This window comes from gamma proteobacterium symbiont of Scutellera amethystina, from assembly GCF_059730845.1.
On the sequence record NZ_AP035935.1, the window covers coordinates 3,966,489 to 3,990,804 of the forward strand.

The 24,316-nt window shown below is 54.9% G+C and carries 18 protein-coding genes, 4 tRNA genes, 1 rRNA gene and 1 riboswitch; of the genes, 5 read left to right on the top strand and 18 right to left on the bottom strand.

Translation table 11 applies throughout. The annotated features are described in order from the left end of the window. Positions 1-23 precede the first annotated feature (23 nt). The gene (gene nudC / locus AC6I79_RS18765) at positions 24-797 is read right to left on the bottom strand and encodes an NAD(+) diphosphatase (protein WP_021508198.1); all 774 of its coding nucleotides are present in this window, start codon (positions 795-797) and stop codon (positions 24-26) included. An 88-nt stretch (positions 798-885) separates the two neighbouring features. Here nudC and AC6I79_RS18770 point away from each other — a divergent pair, with 88 nt between their 5' ends. The 3 genes from AC6I79_RS18770 (at position 886) to thiE (ending at position 4,306) form a co-directional block, all read left to right on the top strand. Beyond that, on the top strand, positions 886-1,392 hold the full coding sequence (locus AC6I79_RS18770) for an Rsd/AlgQ family anti-sigma factor (RefSeq protein WP_021508199.1): 507 nt from the start codon (positions 886-888) through the stop codon (positions 1,390-1,392). Positions 1,393-1,543: 151 nt separating this feature from the next. Then, positions 1,544-1,644: riboswitch (TPP riboswitch) on the top strand. Between the two features lie 92 nt (positions 1,645-1,736). Next, positions 1,737-3,659 carry a phosphomethylpyrimidine synthase ThiC gene (thiC, locus tag AC6I79_RS18775; protein ID WP_021508200.1) on the top strand — a complete coding sequence of 641 codons (1,923 nt, stop codon included), beginning with the start codon at positions 1,737-1,739 and terminating at the stop codon, positions 3,657-3,659. Beyond that, complete coding sequence (gene thiE / locus AC6I79_RS18780; protein ID WP_021508201.1) at positions 3,659-4,306, top strand: thiamine phosphate synthase; 648 nt, start codon at positions 3,659-3,661, stop codon at positions 4,304-4,306. Before thiC ends, thiE begins: the two co-directional genes overlap by 1 nt. Before the next feature lie 162 nt (positions 4,307-4,468). Here the strand turns inward: thiE and AC6I79_RS18785 are convergent, their stop codons facing one another. Then, the gene (locus AC6I79_RS18785; protein ID WP_159377820.1) at positions 4,469-5,923 is read right to left on the bottom strand and encodes an aminotransferase-like domain-containing protein; all 1,455 of its coding nucleotides are present in this window, start codon (positions 5,921-5,923) and stop codon (positions 4,469-4,471) included. A gap of 175 nt (positions 5,924-6,098) precedes the next feature. On the opposite strand from AC6I79_RS18785, the gene AC6I79_RS18790 reads away from it, so the two are divergent. Further along, positions 6,099-6,284 carry a DUF1127 domain-containing protein gene (locus AC6I79_RS18790; RefSeq protein WP_021508203.1) on the top strand — a complete coding sequence of 62 codons (186 nt, stop codon included), beginning with the start codon at positions 6,099-6,101 and terminating at the stop codon, positions 6,282-6,284. A 66-nt stretch (positions 6,285-6,350) separates the two neighbouring features. Here AC6I79_RS18790 and rpoC read toward each other — a convergent pair whose 3' ends face one another. From rpoC to AC6I79_RS18855, 13 genes are all read right to left on the bottom strand, one after another. After that, the gene (gene rpoC / locus AC6I79_RS18795) at positions 6,351-10,574 is read right to left on the bottom strand and encodes a DNA-directed RNA polymerase subunit beta' (RefSeq protein WP_021508204.1); all 4,224 of its coding nucleotides are present in this window, start codon (positions 10,572-10,574) and stop codon (positions 6,351-6,353) included. 72 nt (positions 10,575-10,646) lie between these two features. Continuing rightward, positions 10,647-14,675 (bottom strand): DNA-directed RNA polymerase subunit beta, encoded by a 4,029-nt coding sequence (gene rpoB, locus AC6I79_RS18800; protein ID WP_021508205.1) that lies wholly within the window; start codon positions 14,673-14,675, stop codon positions 10,647-10,649. A gap of 326 nt (positions 14,676-15,001) precedes the next feature. Next, positions 15,002-15,367: a 50S ribosomal protein L7/L12 gene (rplL, locus tag AC6I79_RS18805; protein WP_021508206.1), complete on the bottom strand. Its 366-nt coding sequence runs from the start codon at positions 15,365-15,367 to the stop codon at positions 15,002-15,004. Positions 15,368-15,433: 66 nt separating this feature from the next. Then, a complete protein-coding gene (gene rplJ / locus AC6I79_RS18810) occupies positions 15,434-15,931 on the bottom strand; it encodes a 50S ribosomal protein L10 (RefSeq protein ID WP_021508207.1) in 498 nt (165 codons plus the stop codon). A gap of 347 nt (positions 15,932-16,278) precedes the next feature. Beyond that, positions 16,279-16,983: a 50S ribosomal protein L1 gene (rplA, locus tag AC6I79_RS18815; protein ID WP_021508208.1), complete on the bottom strand. Its 705-nt coding sequence runs from the start codon at positions 16,981-16,983 to the stop codon at positions 16,279-16,281. Between the two features lie 3 nt (positions 16,984-16,986). Continuing rightward, complete coding sequence (rplK, locus tag AC6I79_RS18820) at positions 16,987-17,415, bottom strand: 50S ribosomal protein L11 (RefSeq protein WP_013507401.1); 429 nt, start codon at positions 17,413-17,415, stop codon at positions 16,987-16,989. A 147-nt stretch (positions 17,416-17,562) separates the two neighbouring features. Beyond that, positions 17,563-18,108: a transcription termination/antitermination protein NusG gene (gene nusG / locus AC6I79_RS18825; protein WP_010616908.1), complete on the bottom strand. Its 546-nt coding sequence runs from the start codon at positions 18,106-18,108 to the stop codon at positions 17,563-17,565. A 1-nt stretch (position 18,109) separates the two neighbouring features. After that, entirely contained in the window at positions 18,110-18,493 is a 384-nt protein-coding gene (gene secE, locus AC6I79_RS18830; RefSeq protein ID WP_021508209.1) for a preprotein translocase subunit SecE, read from the bottom strand. A gap of 227 nt (positions 18,494-18,720) precedes the next feature. Continuing rightward, the gene (gene tuf / locus AC6I79_RS18835) at positions 18,721-19,905 is read right to left on the bottom strand and encodes an elongation factor Tu (RefSeq protein ID WP_022547082.1); all 1,185 of its coding nucleotides are present in this window, start codon (positions 19,903-19,905) and stop codon (positions 18,721-18,723) included. A 106-nt stretch (positions 19,906-20,011) separates the two neighbouring features. Next, a tRNA-Thr gene (locus AC6I79_RS18840) sits at positions 20,012-20,087 on the bottom strand. A gap of 5 nt (positions 20,088-20,092) precedes the next feature. Further along, positions 20,093-20,167 (bottom strand) — tRNA-Gly (locus AC6I79_RS18845). 189 nt (positions 20,168-20,356) lie between these two features. After that, positions 20,357-20,441 (bottom strand) — tRNA-Tyr (locus tag AC6I79_RS18850). Between the two features lie 7 nt (positions 20,442-20,448). Continuing rightward, positions 20,449-20,524: transfer RNA gene (locus AC6I79_RS18855), tRNA-Thr, on the bottom strand. 396 nt (positions 20,525-20,920) lie between these two features. Between AC6I79_RS18855 and coaA the strand changes: the two genes are divergently transcribed. After that, positions 20,921-21,871, top strand: coding sequence for a type I pantothenate kinase (gene coaA, locus AC6I79_RS18860; protein ID WP_058759911.1), 951 nt, complete (start codon positions 20,921-20,923; stop codon positions 21,869-21,871). A 53-nt stretch (positions 21,872-21,924) separates the two neighbouring features. On the opposite strand, the gene birA is transcribed toward coaA, so the two are convergent. From birA to rrf, 3 genes are all read right to left on the bottom strand, one after another. Further along, the gene (gene birA, locus AC6I79_RS18865) at positions 21,925-22,887 is read right to left on the bottom strand and encodes a bifunctional biotin--[acetyl-CoA-carboxylase] ligase/biotin operon repressor BirA (protein ID WP_058759910.1); all 963 of its coding nucleotides are present in this window, start codon (positions 22,885-22,887) and stop codon (positions 21,925-21,927) included. Then, a complete protein-coding gene (gene murB, locus AC6I79_RS18870; protein ID WP_498027475.1) occupies positions 22,884-23,921 on the bottom strand; it encodes a UDP-N-acetylmuramate dehydrogenase in 1,038 nt (345 codons plus the stop codon). Before murB ends, birA begins: the two co-directional genes overlap by 4 nt. A gap of 150 nt (positions 23,922-24,071) precedes the next feature. After that, positions 24,072-24,187, bottom strand: a 5S ribosomal RNA gene (gene rrf, locus AC6I79_RS18875). Positions 24,188-24,316: the final 129 nt, after the last annotated feature.

Below are 24,316 nucleotides of genomic sequence, written 5' to 3' on the forward strand. Positions count from 1 at the left end.
CTAAGGCCGGCAGTGTAGCATTTTCACGCCGCGCTGGCGCGACACAGCGCAACCGTATCTTCAATCAGCCGGCGCGCCACGGTGCCCGGCGGCGGCAACAGGGGCAGATCGTCGTAGCGATACCAGCCAGCATCCAGCAGCTCTTTACCATCGTGCTGCAGCTCGCCGCCATCGTACTCCGCCATGAACGCCATCATCAGCGAGTGCGGGAACGGCCACGGCTGCGAGGTCACGTAACGCACATTTTTTACCCGCACGTTGCTCTCTTCCATCACCTCGCGGGCCACCGCCTGCTCCAGCGTTTCGCCGACTTCGACAAAACCGGCCAGCACGGTGTAGATGCTGTTGCGATGGCGCGCATGGTTTGCCAGCAGGATCTCCTCACCGCGACGAATCGCCACAATGATGCAGGGGGCGATTTGCGGATAGTAGCGCTCGCGGCAGTGGCTGCACAGGCAGGCAAATTCGCGCTTGCTGTGCTGCATTTCATGGCCGCAATAGCCGCACCAGCGATGCGAACGGTAGAACTCTGCCAGCTGCACGCCGCGCCCGGCGAGCTGAAACAGACCGACATCTTCGTCAATCAGCTGGCGCACCGAGGCCATATTGTCCGGACGCGCTTCGCATACCAGCCAGACGTTTTCGCCCTGCCACTCGCCAATCACTCTGCCGCTGCTGCCGGTCAGGCCAAACTCGCCGGATAAGCCATGCGGCAACTCGCCTTGCGGCAACCAAAGTTTCTGCGCGGAGCTGACAATCCACCAGCCAGCGTCTACGCTTGAGATCTCACGTTGCATCTTAATCGTTGTCCTTAGCGTCAAATGGCACGCTGAAATCCTGATGTTAAGTGTGTAATAAACAACTATAACTCACCTGGAGCCCCGTATGCTTACCCAGTTAGATAACCTGACCGAGCGTGTAGGTGGCGGTAATGAATTAGTCGACTCATGGTTGCGCGCCCGTCGACAGCTGCTCGTCACCTATTACGAGTTAATTGGCATGAAGCCGAACAAAGAAGCGCTGACCGCGCTGGATGAACAGGCGCTGGATGCGTTTTGCCATCGTCTGGTGGACTATCTCTCTACCGGCCACTTCAGCGTTTACGAGCGCATCATCAGCGAGATGTCCGGCGACAGCCCGATGATTGCGGCGGCGCAGATCTATCCGGCGCTGGAAGGCAATACTGAACGTCTGATGCAACTGTATGACAGCCATCTGCAGCAGGCCATTAATGACGACAACTGCGTGGATTTCCAGCAGGCGCTGTCAGAGGTGGGCGAAGCGCTGGAGTCACGCTTTACGCTGGAAGACAAACTGATTCAGCTCGCCTGGGATAACCAGCTGGCGCGCCCGCCGGTGGCCAATGACAGCACCATTGCTCGTCCGGCCTGAACCGCTGCAGTTGTAAAAGACTTGTTATTCAGGAAAAGCCCTTTTATGCTGAATGGGCTTTTTTATTGTCTTTTTAACGACAATCCACAATCAAACTTTGCGATATAAGCGCAGCGTGCAGCAGTCAATAAAGTCGCTAATCGCGTAAAACGTAAACTTGTCGGAGTGCCCTTAGGGGCTGAGACCGTTAATTCGGGATCCGCGGAACCTGATCAGGTTAGTACCTGCGAAGGGAACAAGAGTAGATGTGATCAGCACGGTGCAGTCAGGCGCCCGGCACCGTTTCTGTTACTCCTTCCGGACTCCGGACAAGCAGCTTCCCCCTTGTTTTCAGGAAACTTGCTATGTCTGATGCTAAAACCTCACGTCGTGAACAACGCGCGCAGGCGCAAAAATTTATCGATTCGCTCCAGGGAACCGCCTTCCCTAACTCAAAACGGATCTGGATCAGCGGCAGCCGCGCGGATATCCGCGTCCCGATGCGCGAAATTCAGCTCAGCCCGACGCACACCGGCGGCAGCAAAGATCATCCGCAATACGCAGAAAATGAACCGGTGCCGGTGTATGACACTGCCGGTGCCTATGGCGATCCCCACGCGACCATCAATGTGCATCAGGGTCTGGCAAAATTGCGCGCCGGCTGGATCGCCGAACGCAACGACAGCGAAACCATCAGCGCACTCAGCTCAAGCTACAGTCAGCAGCGGCTGGCGGATGACGGGCTGGATCATCTGCGTTTTGAACACCTGCCGCTGCCGCGCCGGGCCAAAGCGGGTCGCCGCGTCACGCAGCTGCACTATGCACGTCAGGGCATCATCACGCCGGAGATGGAGTTTATCGCGCTGCGCGAAAACATGGGACGTGAGCGTATCCGCAGTGCAACGCTGTTGCAGCAGCACGCCGGCCACGGCTTTGGTGCGCAGCTGCCAGAGAATATCAGCGCCGAATTCGTGCGCGCTGAAGTGGCCAGCGGCCGCGCCATCATTCCTGCCAACATCAATCATCCGGAATCGGAGCCGATGATTATCGGCCGCAATTTTCTGGTGAAGGTCAACGCCAACATCGGCAACTCGGCGGTAAGTTCGTCGATTGAAGAGGAAGTGGAAAAACTGGTGTGGGCCACGCGCTGGGGGGCAGATACCGTGATGGATCTGTCGACCGGCCGCTATATCCATGAAACGCGCGAGTGGATTTTGCGCAACAGTCCGGTGCCGATCGGCACGGTGCCAATCTATCAGGCGCTGGAAAAGGTCAACGGTATTGCAGAAGATCTTAACTGGGACATTTTCCGCGATACCCTGCTGGAACAGGCTGAGCAGGGTGTTGATTACTTCACCATTCACGCGGGCGTGCTGCTGCGCTATGTGCCGATGACCGCACAACGGCTGACCGGCATCGTGTCGCGCGGCGGCTCAATCATGGCGAAGTGGTGCCTGTCACATCATCAGGAAAACTTCCTCTACCAGCATTTCCGCGAAATCTGTGAAATCTGCGCCGCCTATGATGTCGCGCTGTCGCTCGGTGATGGTTTACGTCCCGGCTCGATTCAGGACGCCAACGACGAAGCCCAGTTTGCCGAACTGCGTACCTTAGGCGAGCTGACGCAAATCGCCTGGCAATATGATGTGCAGGTCATGATTGAAGGCCCCGGTCACGTGCCGATGCAGATGATCCGCCGCAATATGACCGAGCAGCTGGAACACTGCCATGAAGCGCCGTTTTATACGCTGGGCCCGCTGACGACCGATATCGCGCCGGGCTACGATCATTTCACCTCCGGGATTGGCGCCGCCATGATCGGCTGGTTTGGCTGCGCGATGCTGTGCTACGTCACGCCGAAAGAGCACCTTGGCCTGCCGAATAAAGAGGATGTTAAGCAGGGGCTGATTACCTACAAGATCGCCGCGCACGCTGCCGATCTGGCTAAAGGCCATCCCGGCGCGCAGATCCGCGACAACGCCATGTCGAAAGCTCGCTTCGAGTTCCGCTGGGAAGATCAGTTTAATCTGGCGCTCGATCCGCATACCGCGCGGGCCTATCACGACGAAACCCTGCCGCAGGAATCCGGCAAAGTGGCCCACTTCTGTTCCATGTGCGGCCCCAAATTCTGTTCAATGAAGATCACCCAGGAAGTGCGCGAATTTGCCGCCCGCCAGCAGGCTGAAGCCCAGCCGATAGCGCTGGGCATGGCGCAAATGTCCGATGCCTTCCGTAGCCGTGGCGGCGAGCTGTATCACGCCGCCGATGCCCTGAAAGAGGAAAAATGATGACTGAAGCCTTCCCTGCCACCGCGCCAAAACTGGGGCTCTATCCGGTTGTCGATAGCGTGTTGTGGATTGAACGCCTGCTGGCAGCCGGCGTGCGCACCCTCCAGCTGCGCATCAAAGATGGCGATGATCGCCAGATTGAAGCCGCAGTACGCGATGCCATTGCCCTGGGCAAACAGTACGGCGCGCGGCTGTTTATCAACGATTACTGGCGCTTAGCGATTAAGTACAACGCCTATGGTGTGCATCTTGGTCAGGAGGACCTGGATGTGGCCGACCTGGATGCTATCCGCCACGCCGGCTTACGCCTGGGTCTGTCGACACACGATGACGCCGAGCTGGATCGCGCGCTGGCGCTGCGTCCGTCCTATATTGCGCTCGGCCACATCTTTCCGACACAAACCAAAGAGATGCCCTCTGCGCCGCAGGGCATTGCCGAGCTGAAGCGCCATCTGGCGCGGCTACAGCATATTCCCACCGTGGCGATTGGCGGCATTTCGCTGGCGCGCGTGCCGGAGGTGCTGGCGACCGGTGTCGGCAGCATTGCCGTGGTCAGCGCGATTACCCAGGCGGAAGACTGGCAGGCGGCCACCCGCCAGCTGCTGGCGCTGGTAGAATCCCCAGAGCATGTCGCAAAAGCGTTGTAACTGACTGCAACGGCGGTAAAAATCCGCGAATACGGCGCGCAAACGGCAGCAGTCAGGGCTGGCGCGACCGGGGACAATCGCTAAAGTGAGCCTGCCCGCTGTCGCTTGCAGCGGGCCAGGGCTGGCTTCCCCGACTCTCTGTCCGGCCCTGCCTTTCCACCGTTATTCCGTCAGGGAGGTGATATGGCGCGTTTCCGCACTGCAGGCCTGCATGGCACGCTCCACGGCTGCGCCGAGGCTAGCAATCGCCTGCTCGGTTTGCTCATTCATTGGCAGACCATAATTGAGGCGCAGGCAGTTGCGATATTTACCCGCCGCCGAAAACAGCGAACCGACCGCCACCTGGATTTTCAGCTCCCGCAGCTCCGCATTCAGCCGCACCGCATCGAAGGCTTCCGGCAGCTCAATCCACATCAGGAAACTGCCCTGCGGCCGCGAGACGCAAATGCCGCAGGGAAAATAGTGGCGCACCCAGCAACTAAACGTCTCATAGTTACGCTGATACACCTGGCGCATGCGGCGCAAATGCGGCAGGTAATGGCCCTGACGAATAAACTCCGCGACCGCATACTGCGGCTGCGTTGCCGTCGAACCGGTGCCAATATATTTCATGTGCAGTACGCGATCGCGATAGCGTCCCGGCGCGACCCAGCCCACGCGCAAGCCGGGCGCCAGGGTTTTGGAAAACGAACTGCACAGCAGCACGCGGCCATCCATATCCAGCGATTTGATGGTGATCGGACGCGGATACTCCCACGCCAGCTCGCCGTAAACATCATCTTCAATGATCGCTGCATCAAAGCGCTGCGCCAGCGTCAGCAGCGCGCGCTTACGCGCTTCCGGCATGATAAATCCAAGCGGATTATTGCAGTTGGGTACCACCACTACCGCTTTGATTGGCCACTGCTCAAACGCCAGCTCCAGCGCCTCAAGACTGATCCCGCTGACCGCATCGGTAGGGATTTCAATGGCGCGAATGCCCAGACCGCGCAGTGTCTGCATGGTGCCGTGAAACGCCGGCGACTCGACGGCAATGATATCGCCTGGCTCGCACGCGGCGCGAATCGACACCGACAGCGCTTCATGGCAACCGGTGGTGATGACAATTTCTTCCGCCGTCAGCTGACAGCCGCTGTCAATTGTCAGCCGCGCAATCTGCTCGCGCAGCGCTGCCACGCCGAGCAGGCTGTCATAGTTGAGCTGATCAATGTCCTGCTTCTGCGCCATGCGGCCCATGATTTTCCACAGCGGCTTGAGTGTCGGCTGGGTCAGGTCCGGCATGCCGCTGCCCAGCTGCAGCACGTCGCCATTAATGCGGCTGCTCAGCAACTCCAGCACCGATTCCCACTGGGTGATCTCAACCGGACGCTGTACGGGTCGGGTCATTGCGGGAACCGGCGGCGTGGCTTTACGGTTAGCGACAAAATAGCCGGAACGCGGCTGCGGCACGATAAGCTGCTTCTCTTCCAGCAGATGATAAGCCTGCTGCACGGTGCTGATGCTGACGCCGTGCTCGATGCTGAGCGTACGCACCGAGGGCAAGCGTTCGCCGCTGCGATACAGCCCCTGCTCAATACGGTCTGAAAGCAGACAGGCCAGATGTTGATAGCGCGTCATTGTGTGCCTCGCTGCGTTAACGGTGATCAAAAATCAGTACAGATGACGTCTATTTCTACCATTCAGATCGGTACGGGCGCAATCTGTATGTTAAAGATAAGTGATTTTTGAATCTGTATTGCATTCGCCCTCAGAGGGAAAATGTCGTTCAGACATCATACTGAGGGCTGGGATTATGGAATTCGATCAGAACCGGGCGGCAAAACCGTTCAGCGTGACCTTACTCGATATCTTTCGTGGCGGCGTGCGCGCGATAAAACGCTGGCATGCCAGACGGGAAACACGGGAGATTCTTTCGCACCTGAGTGATGCGCAGTTGCGTGACATCGGGCTGACGCGTCAGGATATCAATCAGAAATAACGCGGATTTGAGACGAAAAAAAACCCTGCCGAGGCAGGGTTTTTTCATGGTCAGCAGAGCAGACGATTATTCGTCGTCGCTACCGCCCAGACCGGCGTTCAGCAGCTCAGCGAGGCTGGCAGAGGCTTCATCCGCAGTCACCTGTGGTGCAACCGGTGCTTCACCCGCCTGACGGCGACGCATACGATCCTGGTGGTAAGCATAACCGGTACCGGCCGGGATCAGACGACCCACGATAACGTTCTCTTTCAGGCCGCGCAGCTCGTCGCGCTTGCCTGCTACCGCTGCTTCGGTCAGGACACGGGTGGTCTCCTGGAACGATGCCGCAGAGATGAACGATTCGGTTGCCAGCGAGGCTTTGGTGATACCCAGCAGGTCACGCATGTACGTCGCGCCGATTTTGCCGTTCGCTTCCAGATCGCGGTTGGAGATCTTGATACGAGAGACTTCCGCCTGCTCGCCTTCCAGGAACTCCGAGCTACCCGCGTTCATGATGGTTGCTTTACGCAGCATCTGACGCACGATGACTTCGATGTGCTTATCGTTAATCTTAACGCCCTGCAGGCGGTAAACTTCCTGCACTTCGTTGGTGATGTAACGGGTCACAGCATGGACGCCACGCAGACGCAGGATGTCGTGCGGAGACTCTGGGCCGTCGGATACGACGTCACCACGTTCTACACGTTCACCTTCGAATACGTTGAGCTGACGCCATTTCGGAATCATCTCTTCATACGGATCGCTACCGTCAACCGGGGTGATCACCAGACGACGCTTGCCTTTAGTCTCTTTACCGAAGGAGATGATACCGCTGATCTCCGCCAGGATTGCTGGCTCTTTCGGACGACGCGCTTCGAACAGGTCGGCAACGCGTGGCAGACCACCGGTGATGTCCTTGGTACCGCCAGATTCCTGCGGAACACGCGCCAGGGTATCACCCGAGCTGATCTTCACGCCATCTTCCAGCTGCACAATCGCTTTACCTGGCAGGAAGTACTGTGCCGGCATGTCAGTGCCCGGGATCAGTACGTCGTTGCCGTTGGCATCAACGATTTTCAGTGCCGGACGCAGGTCTTTACCGCCCGCAGTACGCTCTGCAGAATCCAGTACCACCAGCGATGACAGACCGGTGAGGTCGTCAGTCTGACGGGTAATGGTCTGACCGTCGATCATGTCGGTGAAGCGGATGAAACCGCCCACTTCGGTGATAACCGGCATGGTGTGTGGATCCCAGTTTGCAACGGTTTCGCCCGCGGCAACCTGCTCGCCATCACCTTTCGCCATGACCGCACCGTAAGGCACTTTATAGCTCTCTTTGGTACGACCGAACTCGTCGATCATCTTCAGCTCAACGTTACGCGAGACGATAACCAGCTTCCCGGAGGAGTTGGTTACTGACTTGGCGTTGGTCAGCTTGATAGTACCTTTGTTCTTCACCTGAATGCTGGATTCAGCTGCCGCACGCGATGCCGCACCACCGATGTGGAAGGTACGCATGGTCAGCTGGGTACCCGGCTCACCGATGGACTGTGCTGCGATAACGCCGATGGCCTCACCTTTGTTGATGATGTGACCACGTGCCAGATCGCGACCGTAGCAGTGTGCACACACACCGAAGTCGGTTTCACAGCTCACCACGGAACGCACTTTAATCGCGTCCACGGAGTTCAGTTCAACCACGTCACACCAGTGCTCATCGATCAGGGTGTTACGCGGGATCAGGATGTCCGCAGTGCCCGGTTTCAGCACGTCTTCTGCCGTCACACGACCCAGTACACGCTCACGCAGTGGCTCTTTAACGTCGCCACCTTCGATGACCGGGGTCATCATGATGCCTTCGAATGTGCCACAGTCGTCTTCGGTGACTACCAGGTCCTGCGCCACGTCAACCAGACGACGGGTCAGGTAACCGGAGTTCGCCGTTTTCAGTGCGGTATCGGCCAGACCTTTACGCGCACCGTGGGTCGAGATGAAGTACTGGAGTACGTTCAGACCTTCACGGAAGTTCGCGGTGATCGGCGTCTCGATGATGGAGCCATCTGGCTTCGCCATCAGACCACGCATACCTGCCAGCTGACGAATCTGTGCCGCAGAACCACGCGCACCGGAGTCGGCCATCATGTAGATGCTGTTGAACGAAACCTGCTGCTCTTCTTCGCCGTGACGGTTGATCACGGTTTCGGTCTGCAGGTTATCCATCATCGCTTTGGATACGCGTTCGTTAGCCGCAGCCCAGATATCGATGACTTTGTTGTAACGTTCGCCCGCGGTAACCAGACCAGACTGGAACTGCTCCTGAATCTCGGCCACTTCCGCTTCAGCTTCTGCAATGATTTCTGCTTTCTTGGCAGGAATCACCATGTCGTCGATACCGACTGAGGCACCTGAACGGGCTGCATAGGCAAAGCCGGTGTACATGGTCTGGTCAGCAAAGATAACGGTCGGCTTCAGGCCCAGGATGCGGTAACAGGTGTTCAGCATCTTAGAGATCGCTTTCTTACCCAGCGCCTGGTTGACGATGGAGTAAGGCAGACCTTTCGGTACGATCATCCACAGGATCGCACGACCAATGGTGGTGTCGATCAGGCTGGTTTTCGCAACGAGCTCTTCCTGCTCATTTTTGCTGTATTCAGTGATACGCACTTTAACGCGTGCATGCAGCTCGGCCTGGCCAGCGCGGTAAACACGCTCAGCTTCTTTCGGGCCGGTCAGCACCATGCCTTCGCCTTTGGCGTTCACTTTGTCGCGGGTCATGTAGTACAGACCCAGAACAACGTCCTGTGAAGGAACGATGATTGGCTCGCCGTTCGCTGGAGACAGAATGTTGTTGGTAGACATCATCAGCGCACGCGCTTCCAGCTGGGCTTCCAGCGTCAGCGGTACGTGAACAGCCATCTGGTCACCATCGAAGTCGGCGTTATACGCCGCACACACCAGCGGGTGCAGCTGGATCGCTTTACCTTCGATCAGAACCGGTTCAAACGCCTGGATACCCAGACGGTGCAGGGTTGGTGCACGGTTCAGCAGTACCGGGTGTTCGCGAATCACTTCATCCAGGATATCCCAGACGACCGCTTCTTCGCGCTCAACCATTTTCTTGGCCGCTTTAATGGTGGTCGCGAGGCCACGCAGTTCCAGCTTGCCGTAGATGAACGGTTTGAACAGCTCCAGTGCCATTTTCTTCGGCAGACCGCACTGATGCAGACGCAGGTATGGACCTACGGTGATAACCGAACGACCGGAGTAGTCAACACGTTTACCCAGCAGGTTCTGACGGAAACGACCCTGCTTACCTTTGATCATGTCGGCCAAAGATTTCAGAGGACGTTTGTTAGAGCCGGTGATGGCACGACCGCGACGGCCGTTATCCAGCAGGGCATCTACCGCTTCCTGCAGCATACGTTTTTCGTTACGTACGATGATATCTGGAGCAGCCAGATCCAGCAGACGCTTCAGACGGTTGTTACGGTTGATCACGCGACGATATAGATCGTTCAGATCCGACGTAGCGAAACGACCGCCGTCCAGCGGTACCAGCGGACGCAGATCTGGCGGCAGCACCGGCAGAACGGTCAGGATCATCCACTCTGGCTTGTTGCCAGACTGCACGAACGCTTCCAGCAGCTTGATACGCTTGGTCAGCTTTTTACGTTTGGTCTCAGAGTTGGTTTCGTTCAGCTCTTCACGCAGCTGCTCGCACTCCTGCTCCAGATCCATATTTTTCAGCAGCGCCTGGATAGCTTCCGCACCCATCTTCGCGTCGAATTCGTCACCGAACTCTTCCAGCGCGTCAAGGTACTGCTCTTCGGTCAGAATCTGACGTTTTTCCAGGTTGGTCATGCCGCCTTCGACCACAACATAAGATTCGAAGTACAGTACGCGCTCGATATCACGCAGCGGCATATCCAGCAGCAAACCGATGCGGGACGGCAGTGATTTCAGGAACCAGATGTGCGCGGTCGGCGAAGCCAGCTCGATGTGGCCCATACGCTCACGACGCACTTTGGTCTGCGTGACTTCAACGCCACACTTCTCACAGATCACGCCACGGTGTTTCAGACGCTTGTACTTACCGCACAGGCATTCGTAATCTTTTACCGGTCCGAAAATACGGGCACAGAAAAGACCGTCACGCTCCGGCTTGAAGGTACGGTAGTTAATGGTTTCCGGCTTTTTAACTTCACCGAAAGACCAGGAACGGATCATGTCTGGCGAGGCCAGCGCAATTTTGATCGCATCAAACTCTTCGGTTTTAGTTTGCGCTTTCAGAAACTTAAGTAAGTCTTTCACGGATTAGCTCCCGTCGGAGTGGAACTCTCAGGGACGCGCCAGGCGCGTCCCATAACCAGTACTTGCGAGTGCTTACTCGTCTTCCAGCTCGATGTTGATACCCAGCGAGCGAATCTCTTTCAACAGTACGTTGAAGGATTCCGGCATGCCCGGTTCCATCTGATGGTTGCCGTCAACGATGTTTTTATACATCTTGGTACGGCCGTTGACGTCATCAGACTTAACGGTAAGCATTTCCTGCAGGGTATACGCGGCACCGTATGCTTCCAGTGCCCACACTTCCATCTCACCGAAGCGCTGACCACCGAACTGCGCCTTACCACCCAGCGGCTGCTGCGTAACCAGGCTGTAAGAGCCGGTAGAACGGGCGTGCATCTTGTCGTCGACCAGGTGGTTCAGTTTCAGCATGTACATGTAACCTACGGTTACCTGACGCTCAAACTGCTCACCGGTACGGCCGTCAAACAGGGTGATCTGACCGGAAGAAGGCAGACCGCCGAGCTGCAGCAGCTCTTTGATTTCGCTCTCTTTCGCACCGTCGAACACTGGCGTCGCGATTGGCATACCTTTTTTCAGGTTCTCTGCCAGACGCAGCACTTCGTCGTCCGAGAAGGTGTTCAGGTCAACTTTCTGACGCACATCGGTGCCCAGATCGTAAGCACGCTGGATAAACTCACGCAGTTTGGCGACTTCTTCCTGCTTCTTCAGCATCGCATTGATCTTCTCACCAATGCCTTTCGCCGCCATACCCAGGTGGGTTTCCAGAATCTGACCGATGTTCATACGCGATGGTACGCCCAGCGGGTTCAGTACGATGTCGACCGGCGTACCGTTCTCATCGTATGGCATGTCTTCGATTGGGTTGATCTTCGAGATAACACCTTTGTTACCGTGACGACCCGCCATTTTGTCACCAGGCTGAATCTGACGCTTAACGGCCAGATACACCTTAACGATTTTCAGCACGCCCGGTGCCAGATCGTCGCCCTGGGTGATCTTGCGACGCTTCGCTTCGAGTTTCTTCTCAAACTCGTGCTTCAGCTCGTCATACTGCTCAGCCAGCTGCTCCAGCGCGTTCTGCTTCTCTTCGTCGGTCAGACCGAGTTCCAGCCAGCGCTCACGTGGCAGCTTGTCCAGTTTCTCCGCTTCCACGCCACCTGAAATCAGGACGGCCTGGATACGGCTGAACAGGCCCGCTTCGAGGATCTGCAGTTCTTCAGACAGGTCTTTTTTCGCCTGCTTCAGCTGCATCTCTTCGATTTCCAGCGCGCGCTTGTCTTTTTCCACGCCATCGCGGGTGAAGACCTGTACGTCGATAACCGTACCGGAAACGCCGTTCGGTACGCGCAGTGACGAGTCTTTCACGTCAGAGGCTTTTTCACCGAAGATTGCACGCAGCAGTTTCTCTTCTGGCGTCAGCTGGGTTTCACCTTTCGGCGTCACCTTGCCTACCAGAATGTCGCCACCGGTCACTTCCGCACCGATATACACGATGCCGGATTCATCCAGTTTGGAGAGCGCGGCTTCACCCACGTTCGGGATGTCAGCGGTGATCTCTTCCGGCCCCAGTTTGGTGTCACGCGACACGCAAGCCAGTTCCTGAATGTGGATGGTGGTGAAACGGTCTTCCTGCACAACACGCTCAGAAACGAGGATGGAGTCTTCGAAGTTGTAACCGTTCCATGGCATGAACGCCACGCGCATGTTCTGACCCAGCGCCAGCTCACCGAGGTCGGTAGACGGGCCGTCAGCCAGCACGTCGCCACGCTCGATAGGTTCACCCAGAGAAACACACGGCATCTGGTTGATGCAGGTGTTCTGGTTAGAACGGGTGTACTTGGTCAGGTTGTAGATGTCGATACCTGCTTCGCCCGGATACATCTCGTCTTCGTTAACTTTGATAACGATACGTGACGCATCGACGTACTGCACGGTACCACCACGTTTCGCGACGGCAGTTACACCGGAGTCGACCGCAACAGCACGTTCCATACCGGTACCAACCAGCGGCTTGTCAGCACGCAGGGTAGGTACAGCCTGACGTTGCATGTTCGCACCCATCAGGGCGCGGTTAGCATCATCGTGCTCCAGGAACGGGATCAGTGACGCACCGACAGAAACCACCTGCTGGGTGGAAACGTCCATGTAGTCAACCTGATCGCGGCTGAACAGGCTCGATTCACCTTTGCTACGGCAGGTGACGAGATCGTCAACAAAACTGCCGTCATCGGCGAGGTTGGTGTTCGCCTGAGCGATAACGTAGTTACCCTCTTCGATAGCAGAGAGGTAATGAATTTCATCACTCACTTTACCGTCAACCACGCGGCGGTACGGCGTTTCGAGGAAGCCGTATTCGTTAGTCTGCGCGTAAACAGAGAGTGAGTTGATCAGACCGATGTTCGGACCTTCCGGGGTTTCGATTGGACATACGCGACCGTAGTGAGTCGGGTGTACGTCACGCACTTCGAAGCCGGCGCGTTCACGGGTCAGACCGCCTGGGCCCAGAGCAGAGATACGACGTTTGTGCGTAATCTCAGACAGCGGGTTGTTCTGGTCCATAAACTGGGACAGCTGGCTGGAACCAAAGAACTCTTTCACCGCGGCCGAAATTGGCTTGGCGTTGATCATGTCCTGTGGCATCAGCGTGTCGAGGTCGCCCAGAGACAGACGCTCTTTCACAGCGCGCTCTACACGCACCAGGCCAACGCGGAACTGGTTTTCCGCCATTTCACCGACCGAACGGATACGACGGTTGCCGAGGTGGTCGATATCATCCACTTCGCCAATACCGTTACGGATACCGATGAGCTTCTTCATCACTTCAATGATGTCGTCTTTGCTCAGGATACCGGAACCTTCGATCTCGTCACGCAGCAGAGAACGGTTGAACTTCATGCGGCCAACGGCCGACAGATCGTAACGATCTTCGGAGAAGAACAGGTTCTCGAACAGGTTTTCTGCGGCTTCACGCGTTGGCGGCTCGCCAGGACGCATCATGCGGTAGATCTCAACCAGCGCGCTCAGGCGATCGTTGGTTGGGTCAACGCGCAGCGTCTCAGAAATGTACGGGCCGTGATCCAGGTCGTTGGTGAACAGGGTTTCGATGCGCTTGTGACCGGACTGGCTCAGTTTCGCCAGCAGATCCAGTGACAGCTCCATGTTCGCCGGCACGATCAGCTCACCGGTGTTCAGATCGATGTAATCTTTTGCGACCACTTTGCCCGCGATGTACTCGACCGGCACTTCGATGTGCTGAATGTTGTCTTTTTCCAGCTGACGGATGTGGCGCGCAGTGATGCGACGACCTTTCTCAACGTAGACCGTGCCGTTGGCTTCGATATCGAAGGAGGCGGTTTCACCACGCAGGCGCTCAGGCACCAGTTCCATCTGCAGCTTGTTGTCGCGGATTTCAAACACCACTTTTTCGAAGAACAGATCGAGAATCTGCTCAGTGGTGTAATCCAGCGCGCGCAGGATGATACTGGCCGGCAGCTTACGACGACGGTCAATACGGACGAACAGGTTGTCTTTCGGGTCAAACTCGAAGTCGAGCCATGAACCGCGGTAAGGAATAATACGTGCGTTATACAGCACTTTACCGGAAGAGTGCGTTTTACCCTTATCGCTGTCAAAGAATACGCCAGGACTACGATGCAGCTGAGAAACGATAACACGCTCAGTACCGTTGATGACAAAGGTACCGTTGTCGGTCATGAGCGGAATTTCGCCCATGTACACTTCTTGTTCTTTGATGTCTTTTACGGTGCCTTCCGGCGCTTCGCGCTCGTAGATCACCAGACGCAGTTTAACGCGCAGCGGTGCGGAGTACGTCACGCCACGGATCTGACATTCTGTCACGTCAAACACCGGCTCACCCAGACGGTAGCTGACATACTGCAACTCAGAGTTGCCGCTGTAGCTCGCGATTGGGAACACGGAACGGAAGGCTGCTTCCAGACCGTACTGGCCTTCTGGATCTTGCTCGATAAACTTCTGGAACGAGTCAAGCTGGATAGAAAGGAGATAAGGCACATCCAGTACTTGTGGACGTTTACCAAAATCCTTACGAATACGTTTTTTCTCGGTATAGGAGTAAACCATAGGGTTCCTCAGCTAGCTGACAAGTCGACCCACGCTGTCCGTCCTGAAGGGACAGTTCATGCAACACTATTTTGTTTTTCATGCGATGCGCGGCACCCCATGCAATACATCTTTCTATCACTCTTAAATCATTTCATCGCCGTTGCGCAGGCAGGGAACCCTCACAGGAAAGCGGTATATTAAGTCGTCGATAGAAAAAGATATTGAAGAGGAACAATGGACAAACAGTGCGAAACGCCATCGTTCCCCTGTAGCGCAAAAAGGCTGGTGACCAAAAAGTCACCAGCCATCAGTCTGTTTACGCAGACTGCAACCCGAGGGTTGTCTTACTTAACTTCAACTTCAGCGCCAGCTTCTTTCAGAGCAGCTTCAAGTGCAGCTGCGTCGTCTTTGCTGATGCCTTCTTTGATTGCAGCTGGAGCAGCTTCAACCAGGTCTTTAGCTTCTTTCAGGCCCAGACCAGTTGCGCCACGAACGGCTTTGATTACAGCAACTTTGTTCGCGCCAGCAGCTTTCAGGATAACGTCGAATTCAGTTTTCTCTTCAACAGCTTCAGCCGGGCCAGCAGCAACAGCGACAGCAGCAGCAGCAGAAACGCCGAATTTTTCTTCCATAGCAGAAACCAGCTCAACTACTTCCATTACGGACATAGCTGCAACGGCTTCCAGGATTTGATCTTTAGTGATAGACATGACAATTGTTCCTAAGAATCAGTAAAAGTTTATACGTTAGCAAGTACGAAGAAAAAGAATCTGGCCTTAAGCCGCTTCTTTCGCGTCGCGAACAGCAGCCAGAGTGCGGACCAGCTTGCCAGCAGCAGCTTCTTTCATGGTCGACATCAGACGTGCCAGTGCTTCTTCGTAAGTCGGCAGCGTTGCCAGACGGTCAATTTGTGCCGCCGGGATCAGCTCACCTTCAAAGGCTGCAGCTTTGACCTCAAAGTTTGCATTCGCTTTCGCGAACTCTTTGAACAGACGAGCAGCAGCGCCCGGGTGTTCCATAGAGTATGCAATCAGGGTCGGACCAACAAACGTGTCTTTCAGGCACTCGAATGGAGTACCTTCAACGACGCGGCGCAGCAGGGTGTTACGAACAACACGCATGTAGACGCCAGCTTCACGACCTGCTTTACGCAGTTCAGTCATTTTATCAACGGTAACGCCACGGGAATCCGCAACAACCGCTGAAAGCGCGCCTTTGGCTACTTCGCTAACTTCAGCAACAATTGCTTGTTTGCCTTGAAGATTTAATGCCATTAGCTTTGCTCCTGGATTTGACCGGGAAAATTTCCCGGAACTCACTTCACTTACACACCCGAAGGCCGTAAGCGCGTTACACGGTGAGCAGAATCCAGTGAAGAAAAAATTCTTTTTGGTTCTGTCACCGTCTACGCAGGATATTAAGCATCACTTCCGAAGAGGTTCTGCTCCTGCGGTCTTGGACGGAGGCCAGGATCAGGCCTGGCTCCAACCTTAGTCGCTGAATGACAAGGTGTTTAGACCTGTGCACTCCGCGACTATGAATTTGGGTTCTGAATTGATGGATCAACCAGAACAACGGGCGTAAGATTCTAGATGAATTTTTCGCCCGTTACAAGCAGCAATTAGTTTGCTGCTGCGTTCAGACCAGCCTGGTCAACGGCAACGCCGGCGCCCATGGTGGTAGAGATGCTGACTTTCTTGATGTACACGCCTTTCGCCTGAGCAGGTTTAGCTTTTTTCAGCGCAACCAGCAGAGATTCCAGGTTTTCTTTCAGTTTGTCAGCATCGAAGTCCACTTTACCAATGGTGGTGTGGATGATGCCGTTTTTGTCGTTACGGTAACGAACCTGACCCGCTTTAGCGTTTTTCACAGCTTCAGCAACGTTAGGAGTTACGGTACCAACTTTCGGGTTTGGCATCAGACCACGTGGGCCCAGAACCTGGCCCAGCTGGCCAACAACGCGCATTGCATCCGGAGAAGCAATAACAACGTCAAAGTTCATTTCGCCTTTCTTGATCTGATCAGCCAGGTCTTCCATACCTACCAGCTCAGCGCCAGCTGCTTTAGCAGCTTCAGCGTTTGCGCCCTGGGTAAAGACGGCAACACGTACTGAACGACCAGTACCGTGTGGCAGAACGGTCGCACCGCGTACGTTCTGGTCAGATTTACGTGCATCGATGCCGAGGTTAACAGCAACGTCCACGCTCTCTACGAATTTAGCGGTAGCCAGTTCTTTCAGCAGAGCAACAGCTTCGTTGATGTCATACTGTTTAGTCGCATCAACTTTGTCACGGATCACGCGCATGCGCTTGGTCAGCTTAGCCATTTCTTAGTCCTCCACTACCAGGCCCATGGAACGAGCAGTACCTTCGATAGAGCGAGTCATCGCTTCTACGTCAGCACCAGTCATGTCCGCAGCTTTGGTTTCTGCGATTTCACGTACCTGAGCACGAGTTACTTTACCGACTTTATCTTTGTTCGGCTTACCAGAACCAGACTTGATGCCTGCTGCTTTTTTCAGCAGAACGGCAGCCGGAGGCGTTTTGGTAACGAAGGTGAAAGAACGGTCGCTGTATACGGTGATAACTACTGGAGTCGGCAGACCTTTTTCCAGTGATTCTGTTTTGGCGTTGAACGCTTTACAGAATTCCATGATGTTAACACCCTGCTGACCCAGAGCCGGACCAACTGGTGGGCTCGGGTTAGCCATACCAGCTGCAACCTGCAGCTTGACGTAGGCTTGTACTTTCTTGGCCATGATATTTCCTCTATTGGGTATAGCGCCTGGCGAACAGGCTCCCCGTGATAACGATTTACACGCTGTTGCCAGCGCATAAAAACAAAAGGCGCGAAATTATAGGTAAATTTCGCGCCTTCCGCAAGAGCTAAAAAGTGAACAAAAGGCTTAGCCTTTCTCCACCTGAGCAAAGTCGAGTTCTACCGGCGTTGCACGGCCGAAGATAGAAACAGAAACCTTCAGGCGGCTCTTCTCGTAATCCACTTCTTCGACCACACCATTGAAGTCGGCAAACGGGCCGTCGTTGACACGCACCATCTCGCCTGGCTCGAACAGCGTTTTCGGACGCGGCTTATCACCCACCTGCTGCAGGCGGTTCATGATCGCATCCACTTCTTTATCACTGATCGGTGCCGGACGGTCAGAGGTACCACCAATGAAGCCCATTACACGCGGTACACTGCGCACTAAGTGCCAGCTGGCGTCATTCATCACCATCTGGACCAGTACGTAACCAGGGAAGAATTTGCGTTCGCTTTTGCGACGCTGGCCGCCACGGATTTCCACGACTTCTTCAGTCGGCACCATGACTTCGCCAAACAGTTCTTCCATGTTGTGCAGTTTGATATGCTCTTGCAGCGACTTGGCTACGCGGGCTTCAAAACCGGAAAACGCCTGAACGACGTACCAGCGTTTTTTTGGAGCTTCAGACATCTCAGAACCTCAGGCCAGTGATAAACGATACCAGACGGACCAGAATACCATCCAGCCCCCACAAAATCAGTGACATCACGGCAGTGACCGCGGCAACGATTAACGTGGTGTGCAATGTTTCCTGGCGAGTTGGCCAGATGACCTTACGCATTTCGGTTCTTGCTTCACGTGCAAAAGCCACGGTTGCTTTGCCTTTGGTGGTCAGCAACGCAATGCCGCCCGCCGCAGCGATCAACACCACGACAGCCAGCGCGCGTAAAGGCAGTGTCACATCGCGATACAGGTAGTTACCGACGATTGCTACCAGCAGCAATGCGATCACAACTACCCACTTTACCGCTTCCAGGCCGCGCCCGCTCCCTTGAGCTTCGGTATTCGCACTCATAAACCAACCTGCCACAATAATTCAGAAACTATTCTGCCCCGCAGAGCGAGGCATCCAAACCGAATGCGCTTTTGGGCATAACTCGGTATCCAGCGCCGTAATACAGAGCCTGTCTCAGCAATGATTATGATCGAAAATCACTGATGAGCCAGGTTCTGGTTAACAGCGTACAAAAAGGGCATCAAATGATGCCCTTTCCGTGTGCATTGCGTCAAATATTATCGCTATTACGCGATAACTTTAGCAACAACGCCCGCGCCAACGGTACGGCCGCCTTCGCGGATTGCGAAGCGCAGACCTTCGTCCATTGCGATTGGATGGATCAGGGTAACAACCATTTTGATGTTGTCGCCTGGCATTACCATCTCAACGCCTTCTGGCAGCTCTACTGAACCGGTTACGTCAGTGGTACGGAAGTAGAACTGTGGACGGTAGCCTTTGAAGAACGGAGTATGACGGCCGCCTTCGTCTTTAGACAGAACGTAAACTTCTGACTCGAACTGGGTGTGTGGCTTGATGGTACCTGGCTTAGCCAGAACCTGACCACGCTGGATCTCTTCACGCTTGATACCGCGCAGCAGAACACCACAGTTCTCGCCTGCCTGACCCTGGTCCAGCAGTTTGCGGAACATTTCAACACCGGTACAGGTAGACTTGGCAGTCGCTTTGATACCTACGATTTCTACTTCGTCGCCCACTTTCACGATGCCGCGCTCAACACGACCGGTAACAACGGTACCACGGCCAGAGATTGAGAATACGTCTTCGATTGGCAGCAGGAACGGCAGGTCGATAGCACGGACTGGATCCGGGATGTAGTTATCCAGGTGCTCAGCCAGCTCAACGATTTTCGCTTCCCACTCAGCGTCGCCTTCCAGCGCTTTCAGCGCAGAACCGCGTACGATTGGGGTATCGTCGCCAGGGAAGTCGTAAGCAGACAGCAGGTCACGCACTTCCATCTCAACCAGTTCCAGCAGCTCTTCGTCATCAACCATGTCGCACTTGTTCAGGAACACGATGATGTAAGGAACGCCAACCTGACGACCCAGCAGGATGTGCTCACGGGTCTGAGGCATTGGGCCATCAGTCGCCGCAACAACCAGGATCGCGCCGTCCATCTGCGCAGCACCGGTGATCATGTTTTTCACATAGTCGGCGTGGCCTGGGCAGTCAACGTGTGCGTAGTGACGGGTCGGGGTTTCATATTCAACGTGAGAGGTGTTGATGGTGATACCACGAGCCTTCTCTTCTGGCGCGTTATCGATCTGATCGAATGCACGTGCCTGGCCGCCGTAGGTTTTAGCCAGAACGGTGGTGATTGCCGCAGTCAGAGTGGTTTTACCGTGGTCGACGTGACCGATGGTGCCCACGTTTACGTGCAGTTTGTTACGTTGAAATTGCTCTTTAGCCATCGCTTGTCCCTCTAAGACACGGATATATCAAAGATATCGTCACATTAACCAGGCAAAACCTGATGTTAGTTTTACAGAGAGAGAATCAGGAGAGAGATAAAGGAAGTGGTGCTGATACCCAGAGTCGAACTGGGGACCTCACCCTTACCAAGGGTGCGCTCTACCAACTGAGCCATATCAGCACATCTGGAGCGGGCAGCGGGAATCGAACCCGCATCATCAGCTTGGAAGGCTGAGGTAATAGCCATTATACGATGCCCGCATCCTGGAACTCGGCTACCTGTTCTTTCTGTAGCTTATGAATAATAAAAGAAGACCTTCTATTATTCGAGCCAGTCAGAGTTTCCGACTGACGGTGATCACGCTACTGCGCAATCTGAATTCGAAGGTGAGAGAATTGAACTCACCCATCAGATAAGCCTTTATCTGACGCTCAACCGAGAGGTTGAGATGGTGGTGGGAGAAGGATTCGAACCTTCGAAGTCTGTGACGGCAGATTTACAGTCTGCTCCCTTTGGCCGCTCGGGAATCCCACCTACTTGATGGTGCCGGCTACCGGAATCGAACTGGTGACCTACTGATTACAAGTCAGTTGCTCTACCAACTGAGCTAAGCCGGCATCAAGTGACGCGCATTCTAGGAAGACCGGGTTCAGGATGCAACAAAAAAATTGCTAAATTTGCACTACCGCTTACTATTTGTGCAAATCCTCGCAAAACGCCCCGCCAGCGCAGCAAAAAGCAGCAAACATGGTGTGTTTTTCCGTCAACCCACTGCCTGATTATTCTTTGATACTGCGTTAGCCTCATAATGTGATCATAAAAATGCGGGCCTGCTTACGAAAGCGTGCTCAGGTTTATCATTTTACTTCTTTTTAAAGTCACACTGGTGTTACCCTCCTGCCCATTGTTCTCGTTAAATTACCCCTGTGACGTGCAACTGAGTTCGACACATCGCTGTATGCCTGTTGCTGCAAGGTGTTGATGAGCCAGAATTTGCGGTCAGATGCATGCTTATGAGTAAAAAAACGACGCCACTGACGACGCCCTACCTGCAGTTTGATCGCCAGCAATGGGCTGCGCTGCGAGATTCCGTACCGATGACGCTGGCCGCCAGCGAAATTGAACGGCTGCGCGGTATCAATGAAGATCTTTCGCTGGAAGAAGTTGCCGAGATCTATCTGCCGCTATCACGTCTGCTGAACTTCTATATCAGTTCAAATCTGCGCCGTCAGGCGGTACTGGAGCAGTTCCTTGGCACCAATGGCCAGAAGATCCCGTACATTATCAGTATTGCCGGCAGTGTCGCCGTCGGTAAAAGCACCACCGCGCGCGTGTTACAGGCGCTGCTTAGCCGCTGGCCCGAGCACCGCAAGGTGGAACTCATCACCACCGATGGCTTTTTGCACCCTAATGCGGTGCTGAAAGAGCGCGGCCTGATGAAAAAGAAAGGCTTCCCGCAGTCGTATGATATGCATCGACTGGTGAAGTTCGTATCGGATTTGAAATCGGGCGCCAGTCAGGTCACCGCACCGGTGTATTCACACCTGATTTACGATGTCATCCCGGATGGCGATAAGGTGGTGCAGCAGCCGGACATCCTGATTCTGGAAGGGCTGAACGTCCTGCAGAGCGGTATGGATTATCCGCACGATCCGCATCATGTATTTGTCTCAGATTTCGTCGACTTTTCAATATATGTCGATGCGCCAGAAAACTTATTAGAGCGCTGGTACGTTAATCGCTTTCTTAAATTCCGCGAAGGTGCCTTCAGCGATCCGGACTCTTATTTCCACCACTATTCTCAGCTGCCTGAAGAGGAAGCAGAGAGTATTGCACGTGGGTTATGGAAAGAGATTAACTGGCTGAATTTAAAAGAAAACATCTTACCTACGCGTGAGCGGGCCAGCCTAATCATGACCAAGTCTGCGGATCATGCCGTGCAAAGCGTGCGGTTACGAAAATAGTATTAAAAACGCCCTGCTTTATCAGGGCGTTTAATGCATTACTGTTTACCGTGTCAATTAGCGGGACGTAATGAAATTTCCCCGCCGACCCAGGATTTAATCTCACCATCCTGTTCCAGCAATAAACCGCCCTGCTTATCAATTCCGCGCGCAATGCCATGCACTTCACGATCGCCAATCAGCAGTTTTACCGGACGATGGATAAAGTTATCCAGCGCTTCCCAGCGGCCGACAAACGGCGCCAGCCCATCGCGTTCAAACAGCGGTAAAGCTTCACGCAGACGGTTTATCAGCCTGGCGGCAAGTTCGTTACGATTGATCTCGATGCCCGCTTCCTGAAGATTGATCCAACCCTGATTGATTTCTGCCGTGCCTTCGCCCCGCATCACCAGGTTGATCCCCGCGCCCATCACAATTTGCGCCGCATCGCCGGTTTTACCGGTGAGCTCAACCAGAATACCCGCCAGTTTACGATCCTGCAGATAGAGGTCATTTGGCCACTTAACGCGAACGTCGGCCGCGCCCAGCGACTGGATAACCTCTGCCATCACGATACCAATCACCAGACTCAGGCCCATTGCCGCAGCTGGCCCCTGCTCCAGTCGCCAGTACATGGACATGTAGAGATTGGCGCCAAACGGCGAGAACCATTTCCGTCCGCGCCGGCCGCGCCCGGCCTGTTGATATTCCGCGATGCACGCATAGCCGGAGTTCAGCTGGTCCATGCGATCGAGTAAATACTGATTCGTTGAGTCAATAACCGGAATCACCGCCAGATCCGCCTGATGCAGATGCGCCAGTATCGCCTCTTCATTCAGCAACTGAATGGGCGCTGGCAGGCTGTAACCTTTCCCTGTCACGGTGTAGACATCGAGGCCCCAGCTTTTCAGCGTCTGAATATGTTTATTCACGGCAGCGCGGCTCATACCGAGCGCTTCACCCAGCTGTTCACCAGAGTGAAATTCGCCATCGGCCAGCAGGGCGACCAGTTTTAATGGAACGCTATGATCTTTCATGAAATCACCTCGACGGCGTTACGCTCGCCCTGCGCGCCAATAAACCGCACCTCAGGCTCCAGCCACACGGCAAATTTTTTCCCCACCTCCTGACGCACATGATGGGCCAGGGCGATAATATCCTGCGGTGTGGCATTGTCTTCATTGATCAGTACCAGTGCCTGCTGCCGATGCACCGCAGCGCCGCCAAGACGATAGCCTTTCAACGCACACTGATCGATCAGCCAGCCCGCGGCCAGCTTGACCTCACCACTGTGCTGTGGATAGTGCGGCATAGCAGGATAGTGCGTGAGCAATGCCTCTGCCTGCTGAGTGGAAATCAGGGGATTTTTAAAGAAACTGCCTACATTGCCTGTTATGCGCGGATCGGGCAGCTTACTTTGCCGCATATGGCACACCGCATTGAATACGTCCCACGCGCATACGGTAGCGGGATTGAGCTTCGCCAGATCGCCATAGCTCAGCACCGGTTTCCACTGCTTGGCCAGACGCAGACCGACGGCCACAATCACATAGTCGTGCTTCATCGCGTGTTTGAAGATGCTGTCGCGATAGCCAAACTGGCACTCATCACGGTGCAGACGCGTGACTGTGCTATCCGGCAGGTGTAACACCTCGACGTACTGGCAAATATCTTTAAATTCAACACCGTAAGCGCCAATGTTCTGGATGGGTGCCGATCCCGTCACGCCAGGAATCAGCGCCAGATTTTCCAGCCCGGTGAGGCCTTTCTTTAGAGTGTGCTCAACCAACTGATGCCAGTTTTCGCCAGCACCAACGTGCAGATGCCAGGCTTCGTCGTGCTCTTCCAGGGTGATACCTTTAATCGCGTTAATCACCACGCAGCCGGCAAAATCTTCGAGGAACAGGACGTTACTGCCCTCGCCAAGCACCATAAACGGCTGATTATTTTGCTGGCTGGCGTGCCAGGCAGAGGAAATGGCTTCTGCGCTATCCGCAACAACAAGCTTTTCAGCCGCGATTGCAAGACCCAGTGTGTTGAACGCTTTCAGGGAAGTCTGAGGGCTGGACATGTTACGGCCTTTACTGATTAATCTGGCCGTAGTTTACCCGATTGCACGGTTTTACAGTGGGGAGTTTTCGCGTTTTTAGCGGTAAATTTGCCGGAGTACGGACGTAAAAAAGCCCCGGACTCTCGTCCGGGGCTTCTTCACTGGTTTGATGCCTGGCAGTTCCCTACTCTCGCATGGGGAGGCCCCACACTACCATCGGCGCTACGGCGTTTCACTTCTGAGTTCGGCATGGGGTCAGGTGGGACCACCGCGCTGTTGCCGCCAGGCAAATTCTGTTTTCGTCCGCGTCTTTCGCGCTCTGACTGCGTTGCCCCGCTCGCGCCGCTCAGTCACATACTCGTGTATGCTCCTTCACGTCGTCTCGCGTGCCGCCCTGTCACAGCACAAAATCCACT